Below are 14326 nucleotides of genomic sequence, written 5' to 3' on the forward strand. Positions count from 1 at the left end.
CATTTCCACAAGAGGCCCCAGGCCCAAGCCCCTGTTTTCAACCACCCTACCGAAAGCGCCGAGGACGACATGAACATCAAACCCCTCCTGACCCTTGTGGCCGCCTGTGCCGCCTTCGCGGCCCAGGCCACCGAGTTCCGCTCGGCCGATACCCACAACGCCGACGACTACCCCACCGTGGCGGCGGTGAAATACATGAGCGAGCTGCTGGAGAAGAAGAGCGGCGGCAAGCACAAGATCAAGGTCTTCAACAAGCAGGCACTGGGCAGCGAGAAGGAGACCATCGACCAGGTGAAGATCGGCGCGCTGGACTTCACGCGCGTGAACGTGGGCCCGATGAACGCCATCTGCCCGCTGACCCAGGTGCCGACCATGCCCTTCCTGTTCAGCTCCATCGCGCACATGCGCAAGTCGCTGGACGGCCCGGTGGGCGACGAGATCCTCAAGAGCTGCGAGTCGGCCGGCTTCATCGGCCTGGCCTTCTACGACAGCGGCGCGCGCTCCATCTACGCCAAGAAGCCGATCAAGACCGTGGCCGATGCCAAGGGCCTGAAGATCCGCGTGCAGCAGTCCGACCTGTGGGTCGCGCTGGTCAGCGCCATGGGGGCCAACGCCACGCCCATGCCCTACGGCGAGGTCTACACCGGACTCAAGACCGGCCTGATCGATGCCGCCGAGAACAACATCCCCTCGTTCGATACCGCCAAGCACGTCGAGGCGGTGAAGATCTATTCCAAGACCGAGCACTCGATGGCACCCGAGATCCTGGTCATGTCCAAGGTGGTCTACGACAAGCTGCCCAAGGCCGAGCAGGAGATGATCCGCGCTGCCGCCAAGGAGTCGGTTGCGTTCGAGCGCCAGAAGTGGGATGAACAGGAAGCCAAGTCGCTCGCCAACGTGAAGGCCGCCGGCGCCGAGATCGTCGAGGTCGACAAGAAATCCTTCCAGGCCGTGATGGGGCCTGTGTACGACAAGTTCATGACCACGCCGGACATGAAGCGCCTGGTCAAGACGATCCAGGATACCAAGTAAGCGGCCTCCCCTCCTCCCCCCACCCCTGTCCTCCAGCCCTCGTCCGCTCCGGCGGGCGGGGGAGCAAGGTTTCCCATGTTCACCAAACTGTGTGCCGGCTTGTCCAAGCTGTGCCTGATGCTGGCCGTGGCCGGGCTGATCGCGGTCGTCCTGTGCGTGCAATGGCAGGTGATCGGCCGCTACGTCTTCAACGACACGCCCACCTGGGCCGAGGCCCTGGCCATGCTGCTGGTGCTCTTTGTCACCGCCTTCGGCCTGGCCGTGGGGGTGCGCGACGCGGGCCACATCGGCCTGGAGTCGCTGGTGAGCCTGCTGCCCTTGCGCTGGCAGCGCCGCATCGAGTACGTGATCCACACGCTGGTGGCGATCTTTGGCGCGCTCATGGTGCAGAGCGGCTGGCTCTGGATGAGCGCCAAGTGGGGTGAGAAAAAGCCCATGCTGCCGGTGCCCGACGGCATCGACTACCTGCCCATCGTGATCGCCGGCGCGCTCATCGTGCTGTTCTCGATCGAACACATCGTCGCGCTGATCCGCGGCACCCTCGTGGAGCCAGCATGGAACTGACCGTCCTGGGGTTGAGCTTCACCCTGTTCCTGATCCTCGGCGTGCCGGTGGCCTTCGCCATCGGCCTGTCCTCGGTCGCCACCATCCTCGTGGCCGGCCTGCCGGTGGCGGTGGTGTTCCAGAAGATGGTCGGCGGCATGCAGGTGTTCAGCTTCCTGGCCATCCCCTTCTTTGTGTTCGCCGGCGAGCTGATGCTCTACGGCGGCATCGCCGACCGCATCGTGCGCTTCGCCAACAGCCTGGTGGGCCACGTGCGCGGCGGCCTGGGCATGAGCAACGTGGTGGGCTGCACGCTGTTTGGCGGCGTGGCCGGCTCGCCACTGGCCGACGTCTCGGCCATCGGCTCGGTGATGATCCCGCTGATGAAGAAGGAGGGCTACGACGCGGACTACGCGGTCAACGTCACCACCCACGCCTCGCTGGTCGGCGCCATCATGCCGACCTCGCACAACATGATCATCTTCACGCTGGCCACCTCGGGCATCGCCTCGGTGAGCGTGCTCAGCCTGATCCTGGCCGGCCTGATCCCGGCGCTGATCCTCACGATCTGCAACCTGGGCGCGGCCTACTACGTGGCCGTCAAGCGCGGGTATCCCACGCATGGCAAGTTCCCCGGCTGGGCCGAGGTGATGCGCGCCTTCGGCGCAGCGCTGCCGGGCCTGCTGGTGATCGTGATCATCCTCGCCGGCATTCTCTCGGGCGCGTTCACCGCCACCGAATCCGCCTCCATCGCCGTGGCATGGGCGCTGGCCATCACCGTGCTGGTGTACCGCTCGCTGTCGTGGCACAGCTTCCTGAAAGCCTGCGCCAAGGCCTGCAAGACCACCGGCGTGGTGCTCCTGCTGATCGGCATCTCGGCCGCCTTCGGCTATTTCATGGCGCTCTACGAAGTGCCGCAGCTCACTGGCGAGCTCATGAAGTCGGTCTCGGACAAGCCCTGGGTGATCTTCCTCATGATCAACCTGCTGCTGTTCGTGCTGGGCACGTTCCTGGACATGGCGGCCACCATCCTGATCTGCACGCCGATCTTCATGCCGATCGCGATGCAGTTCGGCATGGACCCGACGCAGTTCGGCATCGTCATGCTGATCAACTGCGCGCTCGGCCTCAACACCCCGCCAGTGGGTTCGGTGCAGTTCGTGGGCTGCGCCATCGGGGGCATCTCGGTCGGCCAGGTGATGCGCACCATCGCACCGTTCTACGGCGCGCTGGGCATCTGCCTGATGCTGGTCACCTACGTGCCCGCGTTCTCGCTCTGGCTGCCCAGCCTCGTCAAATAAATCCATTCAAGGAGAGATCACCATGCCCGTCAACCGCCGACAACTGCTCGCCTCGTCCGCCGCGCTCGCCATGACCGGCCTGCCAGCGCACGCACAGGGCTTTCCCAACAAACCGCTGAAGATCATCGTGCCCTACCCGCCGGGGGGCTCGTCGGACATCATCGCGCGCGCCATCAGCCAGCCGCTCTCCGACAGCCTGGGCCAGCCGGTGATCGTGGAGAACCGCCCCGGCGCCAACGGCAACCTGGGAGCCGATCTGGTGGCCAAGTCCGCGCCCGACGGCCACACCGTGCTGCTGTGCGACGTGGGGGCGCTGGCCATCAGCCCGGCGGTCTACACCAAGCTCGCCTTCGACCCGAGCAAGGACCTGCGTGGCGTGACCATGCTGGCGTACTCGCCGCACATGCTGGCGGTTCACCCCTCGGTCAAGGCCAGCAACCTCAAGGAACTGGTGGCCCTGTCCAAGACCACCGACCTGAACTTCGCGGTGACGGCCGTGGGCAGCGCACCGCACGTGGCGGGCGTGGCCGTGGAGCGCGCCACCGGCGCCAAGTGGACCTACGTGCCCTACAAGGGCGGCTCGCAGGCCGTGACCGACACGGTGGCCGGCCAGACCCAGGTCATCATGAACGGCATGCTGGCCACGCTGCCGCATGTGCAAAGCGGCCGGCTCAAGGTGCTGGGCATCTCCAAGAAGACGCGCATGCCGCTGGTGGGCGAGGTGCCGACGCTGGCCGAGCAAGGCGTCAAGGACTTCGAGTCCGGGACCTGGCAGGGCGTGCTGGTGGCCAACGGCACGCCGGCTGCGCTCATCGCACGGCTCAACGCCGAACTGATCAAGGCCATCCGCAGCCCGGACGTGCGCGCCCGCCTCACCGGCCAGGGTGCCGAGGTGGTCACCATGCAGTCGGCCGAGCAGGACCGCTTCTTCGACGCCGAACGCAAGCGCTGGGGTGCGGTCGTCGCCCAGGCCAACATCAAGCTGGACTGAGCCGCGTCGTGAGCCCCCAGGAACTCCAATCCATCGTCGGCAGCGGCCTGCTGTCGTTCCCCTTGACCGACTTCGACGCACAGGGCGACTTCAACGCCCGGGGCTATGCCGCGCGCCTGGAGTGGCTCGCGCCCTACGGCGCCAGCGCGCTGTTCGCCGCCGGCGGCACCGGGGAGTACTTCTCGCTCTCGGGGGCCGAGTACAGCGAGGTGGTGCGCACCGCTGTCACCACCTGCCGGGGCAAGGTGCCCATCATTGCCGGCGCGGGCGGGCCCACCCGCACCGCCATCGCGCACGCGCAGGAGGCCGAGCGACAGGGTGCGCACGGTGTGCTGCTGTTGCCCCACTACCTCACCGAAGCCAGCCAGGCCGGCCTGATCGCCCACGTGGAGCAGGTCTGCAAAAGCGTCGACTTCGGCGTGATCGTCTACAACCGCAACGTCTGCAAGCTCCTGCCGGAGTCGCTCGCCATCCTGGCCGAACGCTGCCCCAACCTGATCGGATTCAAGGACGGCATCGGGGACATCGAGCTCATGATGTCGATCTACCTGAAGATGGGCGACCGCTTTTCCTACCTGGGCGGCCTGCCCACGGCCGAGGTCTATGCCGCGGCCTACAAGGCGCTGGGCACACCGGTGTACTCGTCCGCGGTCTTCAACTTCATCCCGAAGACGGCCATGACCTTCTTCGAGGCGGTGCGTCGCGACGACCAGGCCACGCAACACCGCCTGCTGAAGTCCTTCTTCATGCCCTACCTCGACATCCGCAACAAAGGCGCGGGCTACGCGGTCAGCATCGTGAAGGCCGGGGCGCACCTGGTGGGTCGCAGCGCCGGCCCGGTGCGCGCGCCACTCACCGAGCTGCAGCCCAGCGAGCTCGAACGCCTGGGCGAGCTGATTCACGCGCTCGGCCCACAATAGGGCGGATGAACCCAGCCGCATTCCCCCTTCTGCTCGACCCGGCGCGCTTCCAAGGCGAAGTGGACGGCCGGCCCACCGCCCTCTTCTTCCTGCGCAATGCGCGCGGCATGGTGGTGGCCGTCACCAATCTCGGTGCCAAGGTGCTGCAGATCGTGGTGCCCGACCGCTCCGGCACGCTGGACGACGTGGCCCTCGGGTACGACCGGCTGGCCGACGTGATCACCGGATCGCCCTCCATGGGCGCCTTCGTGGGCCGCTACGCCGGCAGGATCGGTGGCGCGCGCTTCACGCTCGATGGGCACGAACACCGTCTCACACCCAACTCGGGTCCGCACTGCATTCACGGCGGGCCGCGCGGCTCGCGCCACCGCGTGTTCGATGCGCTCCAGCCCGACGCCCAGACCCTGCAGCTGCACCACCGCTTCCTCACCGCCGAAGACGGGTTCCCCGGCACGCTGGACCTGCAGCTGACCTACCGCCTCGACGACGACAACGCGCTCGTGCTGGACCACACGGCCAGCGCGCTCGACGCGCCGGGGCCCGCGAGCTTCACCAGCCACATCTACTTCAACCTGGATGGCGTCGGCCTGGGCCAGCGCATCGACGGCCACGTCCTTCAGGTGGCCGGCTCGCGCGAAGTGCTCGCCACCGGGGGCGACGGCATCGCCACGGGAGCCCGGGTGCCGCTCGATGGCCACCCGCAGGACCTGCGCACGGCCCGGGTGCTGGGGGAGCTGCCCGACATCGACCTGAGCTACGTGCTCGAGCCCCAGTCCATCGCGGCAGCGCGCCTGTGCGCGCAACTGCGCAGCGACGCCAGCGGCCGAACCCTGGACGTGTGGACCACCGAACCCCTGCTGCAGGTGTACACCGCCGGCCAATTGGGGGTGGCGCAGCGCCCCGACCTCGGCAAGTGGGGCGTGCCACACCGGCCCCGCTCGGCCGTGTGCCTGGAACCCCAGCATTTCCCCAACGCCCCCAACTGCCCGTCGCTGCCGCAGAACACGGTGGCCCCAGGGCAGCCCTACCGAGCCACCACGGTTTACCGCTTCGGCACGGTCAACGACTGAACACCGGCTCCCGGCGAACGCACTCCGGCGGCTCGCCATACCCTGCGGAGCGCACCACGTTGTCCAGGGCGATCTCCACCTGGAACCAGCGGCAGAACGGGTTTTCGAAGCGGTAGCTCCAGACCATGCCGCGTTCCCGACCCAGCCCCTGCACTTCACCCGGTCGGCCCAGCCGGGCGCGGACCTCATCCGCGCTCATGCCCGGGTTGATCTGGGTGAAACGGGCCTCCGTCAGCACCTGCTCCGTGCGGACCACGCGACCCGAGGCATCGAGGTCCACGAACCAGGTGTGCCGGCCATAGGGGCCGCGGGGAAACTCCAGGCGGGTTCCGCCGTCGATCTGGCGCGTGGTTTCCGGCGGGCCCATCCGCGCCACGACCTGATCGCGGTCCAGACCGGCCATGTCGGCTGTGGGCGCGTAGCCGCTGCAGGCGCTGAGCATCGCCGCGCCGATCCAACACCACAAAGGCAATCGCATGACGGCTCCTGTTCGGTGGCTCAAAGCTGTTCGACGGTTTCCTGGCGGGCGAGTTCCAGGCCATTCACCCCAGCAGCGCGGCCAGGCCGTTCTCGGGCTCGAAACGCTGGTTGCGGTGCAGCAGGCGCGTCGGGCCGGGCCAGACCCGGGTGGCGATGCTGTGCCTTGGGTCGCCGGGATAGCAGATCACGCGCCGGCCGTCCTCGTCGAACGGCTCGGGCTCGATCAGCGAAGGCGGGCGGCTGCGCGCGGTGGCCAGCACCTGCGCCACATCGGCCATGCGGCTGAGCTCGCTCAGGCTCATGATCTGCGGCGGCGCGAGATCGATCTCGCCGGCCCAGTAGCGCTCCAGGCCGGTGCGCGGCGAGAGCCACACGGCTTCCGTCGCCTCGTGGGCGCAATGCTCCACGGTCTGGTCTTCGGGCGCCACGGCCACGAAGAAACGCGTGTCGAAGCGCTTGTTGGTCACCGAAGGCACACGCGGCGTGACCCAGCGCGACCACGGCAGCACGCAGGCGGTCGGAATGGGCAGGCCCCTGGCCTGCAGCGCGGCGGCAAACGCCAGGCCGGCGGCCGTCTGCTCGCGCAAGGGCTGCACGTGCCTGGCGCCGTTGACCTGGCCCAGGAGCAGGCCGCATTCCTCGAAGGTCTCGCGCAGGGCCGCCACGTGCAGGCCAAGCGCCGTGTCCAGATCCAGGCCGGGTTCGCACAAGCCGCTGAGGCAGGCGGCGACGGGTCGGTCCAGCACGGCTGGATCGGCCTGCCGGTCGGCCGCGTCCAGCTTGCCGCCCGGGAAGACGTGCACGCCGCCCAGCACACCTGAATTGCCGTGCCGGCGCACGAGCAGAACCTCCAGGCCGGCAGGCCCGTCGCGCACCACCATCACGGTGGCTGCGGCCACGGGCGGGGTGAGCACTTCGTCGGAATTGATGGCAATGGGCATGCCCCGATTGTCGGCGCACACGCCCAGGCCTGCAGTCACCCCGGCGCAACCGCCTGACGGGAATGCCCCGCGCCTGAACAGCCTCTTGTTCAGCGCAGCTTCTGCAGGCTTTCGGTCAGTTTGGCGCCGGTGGCGGCGATGTGCTCGCGCAGCAACGAGCAGGCCTCCTCCACCGCGCCCTGCTGGCAAAGGTGCAACAGTTGCCGGTGCTCCTGCTGGGATCGGTCCAGGTGGTTGGTCGCTTCCCAGGTAAAGCGCAGGTACCGCTCGAAGCTCAGGCGCAGCGTCTCGACCATGGCCAGCGTCCGGGGGCGCGCAGCTGGTTCGTAAAGCGTGCGGTGAAAGCGCGCGTTGAGCTGGATCATCTGATTGACGCTGCGCGCCTTGTCCAGCTCCTTGAGCGTGCGTTCGGCGGCCTCGAGAACGGCGGGGGTCATGCGCGGGATCGCCCACGCCAGCGCCTGCGCCTCGATCTGGCAGCGCAATTGGGTGATCTCGTCGGATTCTTCCACCGTCATCGCGGCCACGCTCACCCCACGGCGTGGCTCTGACACCAGAAAGCCTTCCTGCACAAGGTCGCGAAACGCCTCCCGCGCCACCGTCTGGCTCACACGGAAGCGGGTGGCCACAGCGTCCTGCATGAGCCGCTCGCCGGGCTTCAATTGCCCGTGCAGGATTTGCTCACGCAGGGCGTCGAGCAAGATGGCCGAAGTGGAACGGGCTGCAAGCCCATCGGCCGGGGTTGGGTCACTCACAGTCATTTGCAATGGGCTCCTGGGCCGATCTTAGCGCAACTGCGCTCTTGACGATTATCGATAATCGATTATAGTTCTGCTGCGCGCACCCCTTTTTCAGCCCTTATCGAGACCTTGTTATGACCTTGAGACTTTCTGACTTCGACGCCATCACCTTCGACGTGTACGGCACCCTGATCGACTGGGAACCGTCGATTGCCGCCTTCCTGGGCGACTGGGCCGAGGACCACCGGATCGACGCGGACAGCGAAACGCTGCTGATGGCATTCGACCGGGCTCGCGCCGACATCCAGAAGGAGCGGCCTGCCCACCTCTACCCGGAGGTGCTCAACCGCTGTTTCGACCGCATCTGCGGCGAGTTCGGTGTGCCGGTGAACCCGGACCTGCGCCGCCAGTTCTGCGCGAGCCCTCACACCTGGCCGGCCTACCCGGACAGCCACGACGGCCTGCTGCGCTTGCAGCGATCGGCCAAGATCGGCGCGTTCAGCAACATCGACCAGGCCTCGCTCAACACCTCCTGCCGCCAGCTCGATTTCCGCTTCGATCTGATGGTGACGGCACAGCGTGTGGGGGCCTACAAGCCGGACTGGCCGCACTTCGACACCGGCATCGGCGAGCTCAACCGCATGGGCATTGCGCGCGAGCGCATCTTGCATGTCGGCCAAAGTCTGCGGGCCGACATCACGCCGGCCAACAAGCTCGGGGTGCGTTGCGCGTGGGTCAACCGCCCCGGCCGCCTGCTGGGTCTCTCGGGCGAAGGCGCGGCCGAAGCCAAACCCGACGTGACGGTATCGAGTCTGGCGGAGTTGGTGGCGGTGCTCACGAACGAGCAGACCGCCGCGCTCAAGACGCCGTGACCTCTGACTGAATCCCCACCTCATTTTCTGCACCTTTGATAGGAGCCCGTCATGAAGCGTTCTGCCTCTCTCTTCCAGCGCGCACTGCCCGCGCTCGCCGCTGTGCTCATGTTGTCTGCTGCCAGCGTGCCCGCGCTGGCGCAGAGTTCCGATGCCGTGTTCGATCGCATCAAGTCCAAGGGCGTCATCACATTGGGCTACCGGGAAACGTCCATCCCGTTTTCGTACCTCAACGAGGAGCGCAAGCCGATCGGTTACGCGATCGACCTGTGCCACCAAGTCGTGGAAGGGGTGCGTCAGCGCCTGCAGATGCCCGCCTTGAAGACCGAGTACGTCGCGGTCAATCCGCAAAACCGAATCGCACTGGTCGCCAATGGCACCGTCGACCTGGAGTGCGGATCGACTGTGAACACGCTGGGCCGCCAGACACAGGTGGACTTCAGCTCGCCGCATTTCATCTCGACGACGCGCTTGCTCGTCAAGCGCTCGGGCGGCATCAAGGAGGTGGAAGACCTGCGGGGAAAGGCAGTGGCTTTGCCCATCAACACCACGCCCGAGCGGCTGATCAAGGCCATCATCGAGTCTAAGAAGCTCAACGTGCGCGTGGTCCCGGTGCGGGACAACGCCGAGGGCTTTCTCGCGCTCTCCACCGGTCGAGTAGACGCGTTCTCCACCGATGACATCCTCCTGTTCGGCCTGCGCAAGAGCGCGCCCAACCCGTCGGAATACGAGGTGGTCGGGCGACAGCTGTCGTTCGACCCGTACGGCCTGATGCTGCAGAAAAACGCCACGGTTTTCCTCAGTCTGATCAACGCCACCATCGCACGCGGCGTGCGCTCAGGCGAGTTGCGCAAGTCTTACGAACAGTGGTTCGAGCCGCTGCAGGTGCCGATGTCAGCCGATTTGGCCGCCGCCTTCAAGCTGGCTGCGCTGCCCGACTGAGAACCGGAGGCTCCATCACCATGAACTACGCTTGGAACTGGTCCGTGCTCGTTCAGTCGCCGTACCTCGGCTGGCTGCTCGAGGGACTGCTCACCACGGTCTGGATCTCGCTGGCCGCATGGACCATCGCCCTGGTGGTCGGTGGCCTGCTGGGGGTGGTGGGGTCTTTGCCGGGACTCATCCAGTGGGTGACGCCGGTCTACGTCGCGGTGTTTCGCAATGTGCCGTTGCTGCTGCAACTGTTTCTCTGGTTCTTCGTGGTGCCGGAGCTGCTCCCGGAGGTCGCGGGGACCTGGGTGAAGCGCGGTTTGCCCAACCCCGAGTGGTGGACCGCCGTCGTGGGTATCGGGCTCTTCACCGCGGCACGCGTGGCGGTGCAGGTCAGAGCAGGCATCGAGGCCGTGGCCACGGGACAGCTAAAGGCCGCGCTGGCCTCCGGGCTCCGGCTGGGGCAGGCCTACCGCTTCGTGCTGCTGCCGCAGGCGGTGCGCGTGATGCTGCCGCCCCTGACCTCGGAATTCCTGACCGTGTTCAAGAACTCGTCGCTCGCGCTGACGATCGGCGTGTTCGAGATGACGGCCCAAAGCCGCCAGATCGAAAGCCACACCTTCAACGGGTTTGAAGCGTTCACAGCCGCCACGGGGGCCTACCTCACGATCGCACTGCTGGTCACGTTTGGCATGCGCTGGGTCGAGCATCGCCTGGCCATCCCCGGAACCAGGAGTGCATGACCATGATCGGGAACTTCGACTTCACCGTGGTGGAGCGCTCTTGGCCTTTTCTGCTCGAGGGGCTGCGCCTGAGCCTTGCGCTCACGTTGGTCGCCATGGCAGGTGGGCTGTTGCTGGGGTTGGGTCTGGCACTGGCGCGCCTGTCGGGTCCCCGATGGCTCGCCGCGGCCTCGGCGGCTTACGTCAACGGCTTTCGAGCCGTGCCGCTGGTGCTGGTGATCTTCTGGTTCTACTTCCTCGTTCCGCTGGTGCTGGGCCGGCCGGTGGGGGCGTTGCCCTCGGCGCTGATCGCGTTCACGCTTTTCGAGGCAGCGTACTACTCGGAAATCATCCGTGCCGGACTGCAGGCGGTGCCGCGCGGTCAATGGCAGGCGGCCGCGGCGGCCGGTCTGCGACCCGCACAGACGCTTCGCTTTGTGGTACTGCCCCAGGCGCTTCGACACATGTCGCCCCTGCTCATCACACAGGCCGTGGTGCTGTTCCAGGACACCTCGCTGGTCTATGTGATTTCGCTGCGGGACTTCATGACCTCTGCCGGCATTGTCGCGAACCGCGACAACCGGCTCGTGGAGGTCTACATGTTCGCCGCGCTCGTCTACTTCGTCATCTGTGTATCGGCTTCGTCCGCTGCGCACTTCCTCCACAAACGATGGAAAAAAGCATGAGTGCAACCCACGATGGCCTCCCCATCGCCTCTTCGCGCGCGGCGACGACGCCGTTGCCGACAACGCTCGAGACCCGTGCCATGGTCGAGATCCAGGGACTGCAGAAGTCCTACGGCACCACGGCCATTCTGAAAGGCTGCGACGTGACCATCCGCCGCGGTGAAGTCGCCGTGGTGTGCGGCCCCTCGGGATCGGGCAAGAGCACGCTGATCAAGTGCATGAATGGCCTGGAGCCGTTTCAAAAAGGCAGCGTGCGGGTGGATGGGGTGGAACTCGCCGACCGCAAGGCCGACCTCGTCGCCCTGCGAGCCCGGGTCGGAATGGTGTTCCAGCATTTCGAGCTCTATCCGCACCTCACGGTGCTGCAGAACCTGTGTCTCGCGCCGATGCGCGTGCTCGGCCGCTCTCGCGATGAAGCCCAAGCGCGTGCCAGGGCCCTGCTTGAACGCGTCGGACTGCCAGGCAAAGCCGGCGCCTTTCCCGCGCAGCTCTCCGGCGGTCAGCAGCAGCGCGTGGCCATTGCGCGAGCACTCGCAATGGACCCCGCCCTGATGCTGTTCGACGAGCCGACGTCGGCTCTGGATCCTGAAATGATCGGCGAGGTGCTCGGCGTGATGCAGGAGCTGGCCCAGGACGGCATGACCATGGTCGTCGTGACCCACGAAATGGGTTTTGCACGCCGGGCGGCAACCCACATGGTGTTCATGGACGACGGCCGCGTGGTGGAGGACGTATCGACCGCCGAGTTCTTCAACGCGCCCCGTTCCGAGAGAGCGCGCGACTTCCTGTCCCGACTGCTGTCGCACTGAACGGAGCTTTTCGCATGAATCTGCGCACACCATCAGCTCCCGAGGTCCTGGATGCCCAGCAGCGTCTGAACGGCATAGCCGTGCGCACGCCGTTGCTGCGCTCGGACGCTTTGGACGAACAGCTCGGCCTGCGGCTCCTTGTGAAAGCCGAATGCCTGCAACACACGGGCGCCTTCAAATTTCGCGGCGCCTACAACTGCCTTGCACAACTGTCGCCCGGGACCTATCCCGGTGGCGTCGTAGCTTATTCCACCGGCAACCACGGCCAGGCCATTGCCACGGTCGCCCGCATGCTGCGGCTGAGGGCGACCATCGTGATGCCTGCGGATGCCCCGCGTGTGAAGATGGCTGCCGCCGAACGCCAGGGCGCCACGGTGGTCACCTACGACCGCCAGTCCGAGCGCAGGGAGGCCATTGCCGGCGAGATCGCGCATCGGATCGGCGCCCTGGTCGTTCCGCCGGGTGATCATCCCGACATCATCACCGGCCAAGGAACCGCCTGCCTGGAAGCCTTGCAGGACCTGGCGCCGAGCACGACGGTCGATGCCGTGGTCGTGCCCTGCGGCGGTGGGGGTCTTGCCGCGGGGACCTGCCTGGCTGTCGCCGCGCATGGCGCGCAGAGCGCGGTATGGGCAGCAGAGCCGGAGGCATTCGACGACACCCGCCGCTCGCTCGCGGCCGGGGAGCGCCTCGTCAATGCCAGATTGAACGGGTCCATCTGCGACGCACTGCTGGCGCCGACACCAGCCGAATTGCCGTTCGCCATCAACCGTCGCCGCCTGGCCGGTGTCTTGACCGCGACAGATTCACAAGTGCGCGCTGCCATGCGGCTGCTGTTTCGCGAGCTTCGCCTCGTCGCGGAACCGGGCGGGGCCATGGCGCTGGCGGCCCTGCTGGCCCAGCCTGCGCAGTTCGCGGGCAAGACCGTCGTCGCCCTGGTCTCCGGCGGCAATGTCGACCCACATGTATTTGTCGAAGCGCTTCTCGCCGAATAGGCCAGCGTGGCTTTACATCGCCGCGTGCGCCGCGGCGGCATGCATTCACACTCCCAAGGAAACCGTCATGACACCCATTGAAGAAAAATTCCACGGCCTCGGCGTCGACAACGCGCCCGGACAAGAGATCCGGAAAGATCAGGACTCCGCCGCTGCGCTGGCCATCGGCGCGATGGTCGAGGGGCCTGCGGTCGACTTCTCGCACGGCGACGTGGATGAGGACGCCTTCGCACCAACGCCAGGCGCGCTGGATGCCTTCATCGAGGGCTACCAGCGTGGTGGCACCCAGGCCTACACCGAGTACCGCGGCAACGCCGAGATCCGTGCAATGGTGGCCGGGCGACTGGGCACCTTCACAGGCTGCCCCGTGGCGCCGGAGAATGAACTCATCATCACCCCCGGCACACAGAGCGCGTTGTTCCTTGCGGTGATGTCCCTGGTGACGGCCGGCGACCGGGTGGCCATCGTGCAACCTGACTACTTCGCCAACCGCAAGCTCGTGGCGTTCGCTGGCGCCGAAGCGGTGCCGATCACCATGGACCACCTGACCACCACCGAGGGCGCTGGATTGGATCTCACGGCACTGGAGGCCGCGTTCCGCTCCGGGGTCAAGACCTTCCTGTTTTCCAATCCCAACAACCCCGCCGGTGTGGTCTACGCACCTGCCGAGATCGCGGCCGTCGTTCGCCTGGCGAACACGCATGGCGTGACGGTGATCGTCGATCAGCTGTACTCGCGCCTGCTCTATGCGGGCCAGACCTACACCCATCTGCGCGCCAGCGGCATCGATCCCGGGCAAGTGGTGACCATCATGGGGCCGTCGAAGACGGAGTCACTCAGCGGCTTCAGACTGGGTGTGGCCTTTGGCGCCCCCCACCTGATCGCGCGGATGGAAAAACTGCAGGCCATCGTGTCGCTGCGCGCGCCGGGTTACTGTCAAGCCGTTTTGCGCACCTGGTTCGCGGAGGGCGAGGGCTGGATGGCCCACCGCATTGCCCAGCACCAGGCGATCCGCGACGACCTGCTCGACGTGTTCCACGCCATGGAAGGCGCCAGGGTGCGTGCACCCCAAGCCGGCAGCTATCTCTTTCCAAGGCTGCCTCCGCTGACGGTGCCGGCCTCGGCTTTTGTGCGGCTTCTGCGCGCTCAGGCCGGCGTGACCGTGACACCTGGAACCGAGTTCAGCCCGTGCGCTGCGGACAGCATCCGCCTCAACTTCTCCCAAAACCAGGAACGCGCCCGCCTGGGCGCTGCGCGGATCGCCTTGCTGGTTGAGCGCTATCGCCGCGCCTGA

At 66.7% G+C, this 14326-nt stretch carries 16 protein-coding genes; 13 read left to right on the forward strand and 3 right to left on the reverse strand.

Translation table 11 applies throughout. The annotated features are described in order from the left end of the window. Window positions 1-69: 69 nt before the first annotated feature. The 6 genes from KIT86_RS01005 to KIT86_RS01030 all read left to right on the forward strand — a co-directional run bounded on the left by KIT86_RS01005 (window position 70) and on the right by KIT86_RS01030 (window position 5857). A complete protein-coding gene (locus tag KIT86_RS01005) occupies window positions 70-1032 on the forward strand; it encodes a TRAP transporter substrate-binding protein (RefSeq protein ID WP_297394125.1) in 963 nt (320 codons plus the stop codon). Window positions 1033-1107: 75 nt separating this feature from the next. Next, the gene (locus KIT86_RS01010) at window positions 1108-1596 is read left to right on the forward strand and encodes a TRAP transporter small permease (RefSeq protein WP_297394127.1); all 489 of its coding nucleotides are present in this window, start codon (window positions 1108-1110) and stop codon (window positions 1594-1596) included. After that, window positions 1587-2876: a TRAP transporter large permease gene (locus KIT86_RS01015; RefSeq protein ID WP_297394129.1), complete on the forward strand. Its 1290-nt coding sequence runs from the start codon at window positions 1587-1589 to the stop codon at window positions 2874-2876. The genes KIT86_RS01010 and KIT86_RS01015 overlap by 10 nt, the downstream gene beginning before the upstream one ends. A gap of 22 nt (window positions 2877-2898) precedes the next feature. After that, entirely contained in the window at window positions 2899-3867 is a 969-nt protein-coding gene (locus KIT86_RS01020) for a tripartite tricarboxylate transporter substrate binding protein (RefSeq protein ID WP_297394131.1), read from the forward strand. Window positions 3868-3875: 8 nt separating this feature from the next. After that, complete coding sequence (gene kdgD, locus KIT86_RS01025; RefSeq protein WP_297394132.1) at window positions 3876-4787, forward strand: 5-dehydro-4-deoxyglucarate dehydratase; 912 nt, start codon at window positions 3876-3878, stop codon at window positions 4785-4787. Window positions 4788-4792: 5 nt separating this feature from the next. Then, a complete protein-coding gene (locus KIT86_RS01030) occupies window positions 4793-5857 on the forward strand; it encodes an aldose epimerase family protein (protein ID WP_297394134.1) in 1065 nt (354 codons plus the stop codon). Here KIT86_RS01030 and KIT86_RS01035 read toward each other — a convergent pair. The 3 genes from KIT86_RS01035 to KIT86_RS01045 form a co-directional block, all read right to left on the reverse strand. Beyond that, a complete protein-coding gene (locus KIT86_RS01035; protein WP_297394136.1) occupies window positions 5847-6335 on the reverse strand; it encodes a hypothetical protein in 489 nt (162 codons plus the stop codon). The genes KIT86_RS01030 and KIT86_RS01035 overlap by 11 nt on opposite strands. Window positions 6336-6399: 64 nt before the next feature. Beyond that, window positions 6400-7278 carry an NUDIX hydrolase gene (locus KIT86_RS01040; protein WP_297394138.1) on the reverse strand — a complete coding sequence of 293 codons (879 nt, stop codon included), beginning with the start codon at window positions 7276-7278 and terminating at the stop codon, window positions 6400-6402. 89 nt (window positions 7279-7367) lie between these two features. Then, window positions 7368-8039 (reverse strand): GntR family transcriptional regulator, encoded by a 672-nt coding sequence (locus tag KIT86_RS01045; RefSeq protein ID WP_297394140.1) that lies wholly within the window; start codon window positions 8037-8039, stop codon window positions 7368-7370. 113 nt (window positions 8040-8152) lie between these two features. Between KIT86_RS01045 and KIT86_RS01050 the strand changes: the two genes are divergently transcribed. The 7 genes from KIT86_RS01050 (at window position 8153) to KIT86_RS01080 (ending at window position 14326) form a co-directional block, all read left to right on the forward strand. Further along, complete coding sequence (locus tag KIT86_RS01050) at window positions 8153-8890, forward strand: HAD family hydrolase (protein ID WP_297394142.1); 738 nt, start codon at window positions 8153-8155, stop codon at window positions 8888-8890. 51 nt (window positions 8891-8941) lie between these two features. Beyond that, window positions 8942-9832 (forward strand): amino acid ABC transporter substrate-binding protein, encoded by an 891-nt coding sequence (locus KIT86_RS01055; protein ID WP_297394144.1) that lies wholly within the window; start codon window positions 8942-8944, stop codon window positions 9830-9832. 20 nt (window positions 9833-9852) lie between these two features. Continuing rightward, window positions 9853-10563: an amino acid ABC transporter permease gene (locus tag KIT86_RS01060; protein WP_297394146.1), complete on the forward strand. Its 711-nt coding sequence runs from the start codon at window positions 9853-9855 to the stop codon at window positions 10561-10563. Between the two features lie 5 nt (window positions 10564-10568). Continuing rightward, a complete protein-coding gene (locus tag KIT86_RS01065; protein WP_297394208.1) occupies window positions 10569-11228 on the forward strand; it encodes an amino acid ABC transporter permease in 660 nt (219 codons plus the stop codon). Between the two features lie 80 nt (window positions 11229-11308). Further along, a complete protein-coding gene (locus KIT86_RS01070; RefSeq protein WP_297394209.1) occupies window positions 11309-12037 on the forward strand; it encodes an amino acid ABC transporter ATP-binding protein in 729 nt (242 codons plus the stop codon). Window positions 12038-12051: 14 nt separating this feature from the next. Continuing rightward, complete coding sequence (locus KIT86_RS01075) at window positions 12052-13032, forward strand: threonine/serine dehydratase (RefSeq protein WP_297394147.1); 981 nt, start codon at window positions 12052-12054, stop codon at window positions 13030-13032. Continuing rightward, window positions 12989-14326, forward strand: a complete 1338-nt coding sequence (locus KIT86_RS01080) for a pyridoxal phosphate-dependent aminotransferase (RefSeq protein WP_297394149.1) — start codon at window positions 12989-12991, stop codon at window positions 14324-14326. Before KIT86_RS01075 ends, KIT86_RS01080 begins: the two co-directional genes overlap by 44 nt.

It is taken from the genome of Hydrogenophaga sp. (genome assembly GCF_026125825.1).
Lineage (GTDB): Bacteria > Pseudomonadota > Gammaproteobacteria > Burkholderiales > Burkholderiaceae_C > Hydrogenophaga.

Bases quoted from the DNA above. Each gene is read 5' to 3' on its own strand.
- KIT86_RS01005 (WP_297394125.1), top strand. From the start codon at position 70: ATGAACATCAAACCCCTCCTGACCCTTGTGGCCGCCTGTGCCGCCTTC.
- KIT86_RS01010 (WP_297394127.1), top strand. From the start codon at position 1,108: ATGTTCACCAAACTGTGTGCCGGCTTGTCCAAGCTGTGCCTGATGCTG.
- KIT86_RS01015 (WP_297394129.1), top strand. From the start codon at position 1,587: ATGGAACTGACCGTCCTGGGGTTGAGCTTCACCCTGTTCCTGATCCTC.
- KIT86_RS01020 (WP_297394131.1), top strand. From the start codon at position 2,899: ATGCCCGTCAACCGCCGACAACTGCTCGCCTCGTCCGCCGCGCTCGCC.
- KIT86_RS01030 (WP_297394134.1), top strand. From the start codon at position 4,793: ATGAACCCAGCCGCATTCCCCCTTCTGCTCGACCCGGCGCGCTTCCAA.
- KIT86_RS01035 (WP_297394136.1), bottom strand. From the start codon at position 6,335: ATGCGATTGCCTTTGTGGTGTTGGATCGGCGCGGCGATGCTCAGCGCC.
- KIT86_RS01040 (WP_297394138.1), bottom strand. From the start codon at position 7,278: ATGCCCATTGCCATCAATTCCGACGAAGTGCTCACCCCGCCCGTGGCC.
- KIT86_RS01045 (WP_297394140.1), bottom strand. From the start codon at position 8,039: ATGACTGTGAGTGACCCAACCCCGGCCGATGGGCTTGCAGCCCGTTCC.
- KIT86_RS01050 (WP_297394142.1), top strand. From the start codon at position 8,153: ATGACCTTGAGACTTTCTGACTTCGACGCCATCACCTTCGACGTGTAC.
- KIT86_RS01055 (WP_297394144.1), top strand. From the start codon at position 8,942: ATGAAGCGTTCTGCCTCTCTCTTCCAGCGCGCACTGCCCGCGCTCGCC.
- KIT86_RS01060 (WP_297394146.1), top strand. From the start codon at position 9,853: ATGAACTACGCTTGGAACTGGTCCGTGCTCGTTCAGTCGCCGTACCTC.
- KIT86_RS01070 (WP_297394209.1), top strand. From the start codon at position 11,309: ATGGTCGAGATCCAGGGACTGCAGAAGTCCTACGGCACCACGGCCATT.
- KIT86_RS01075 (WP_297394147.1), top strand. From the start codon at position 12,052: ATGAATCTGCGCACACCATCAGCTCCCGAGGTCCTGGATGCCCAGCAG.
- KIT86_RS01080 (WP_297394149.1), top strand. From the start codon at position 12,989: ATGTCGACCCACATGTATTTGTCGAAGCGCTTCTCGCCGAATAGGCCA.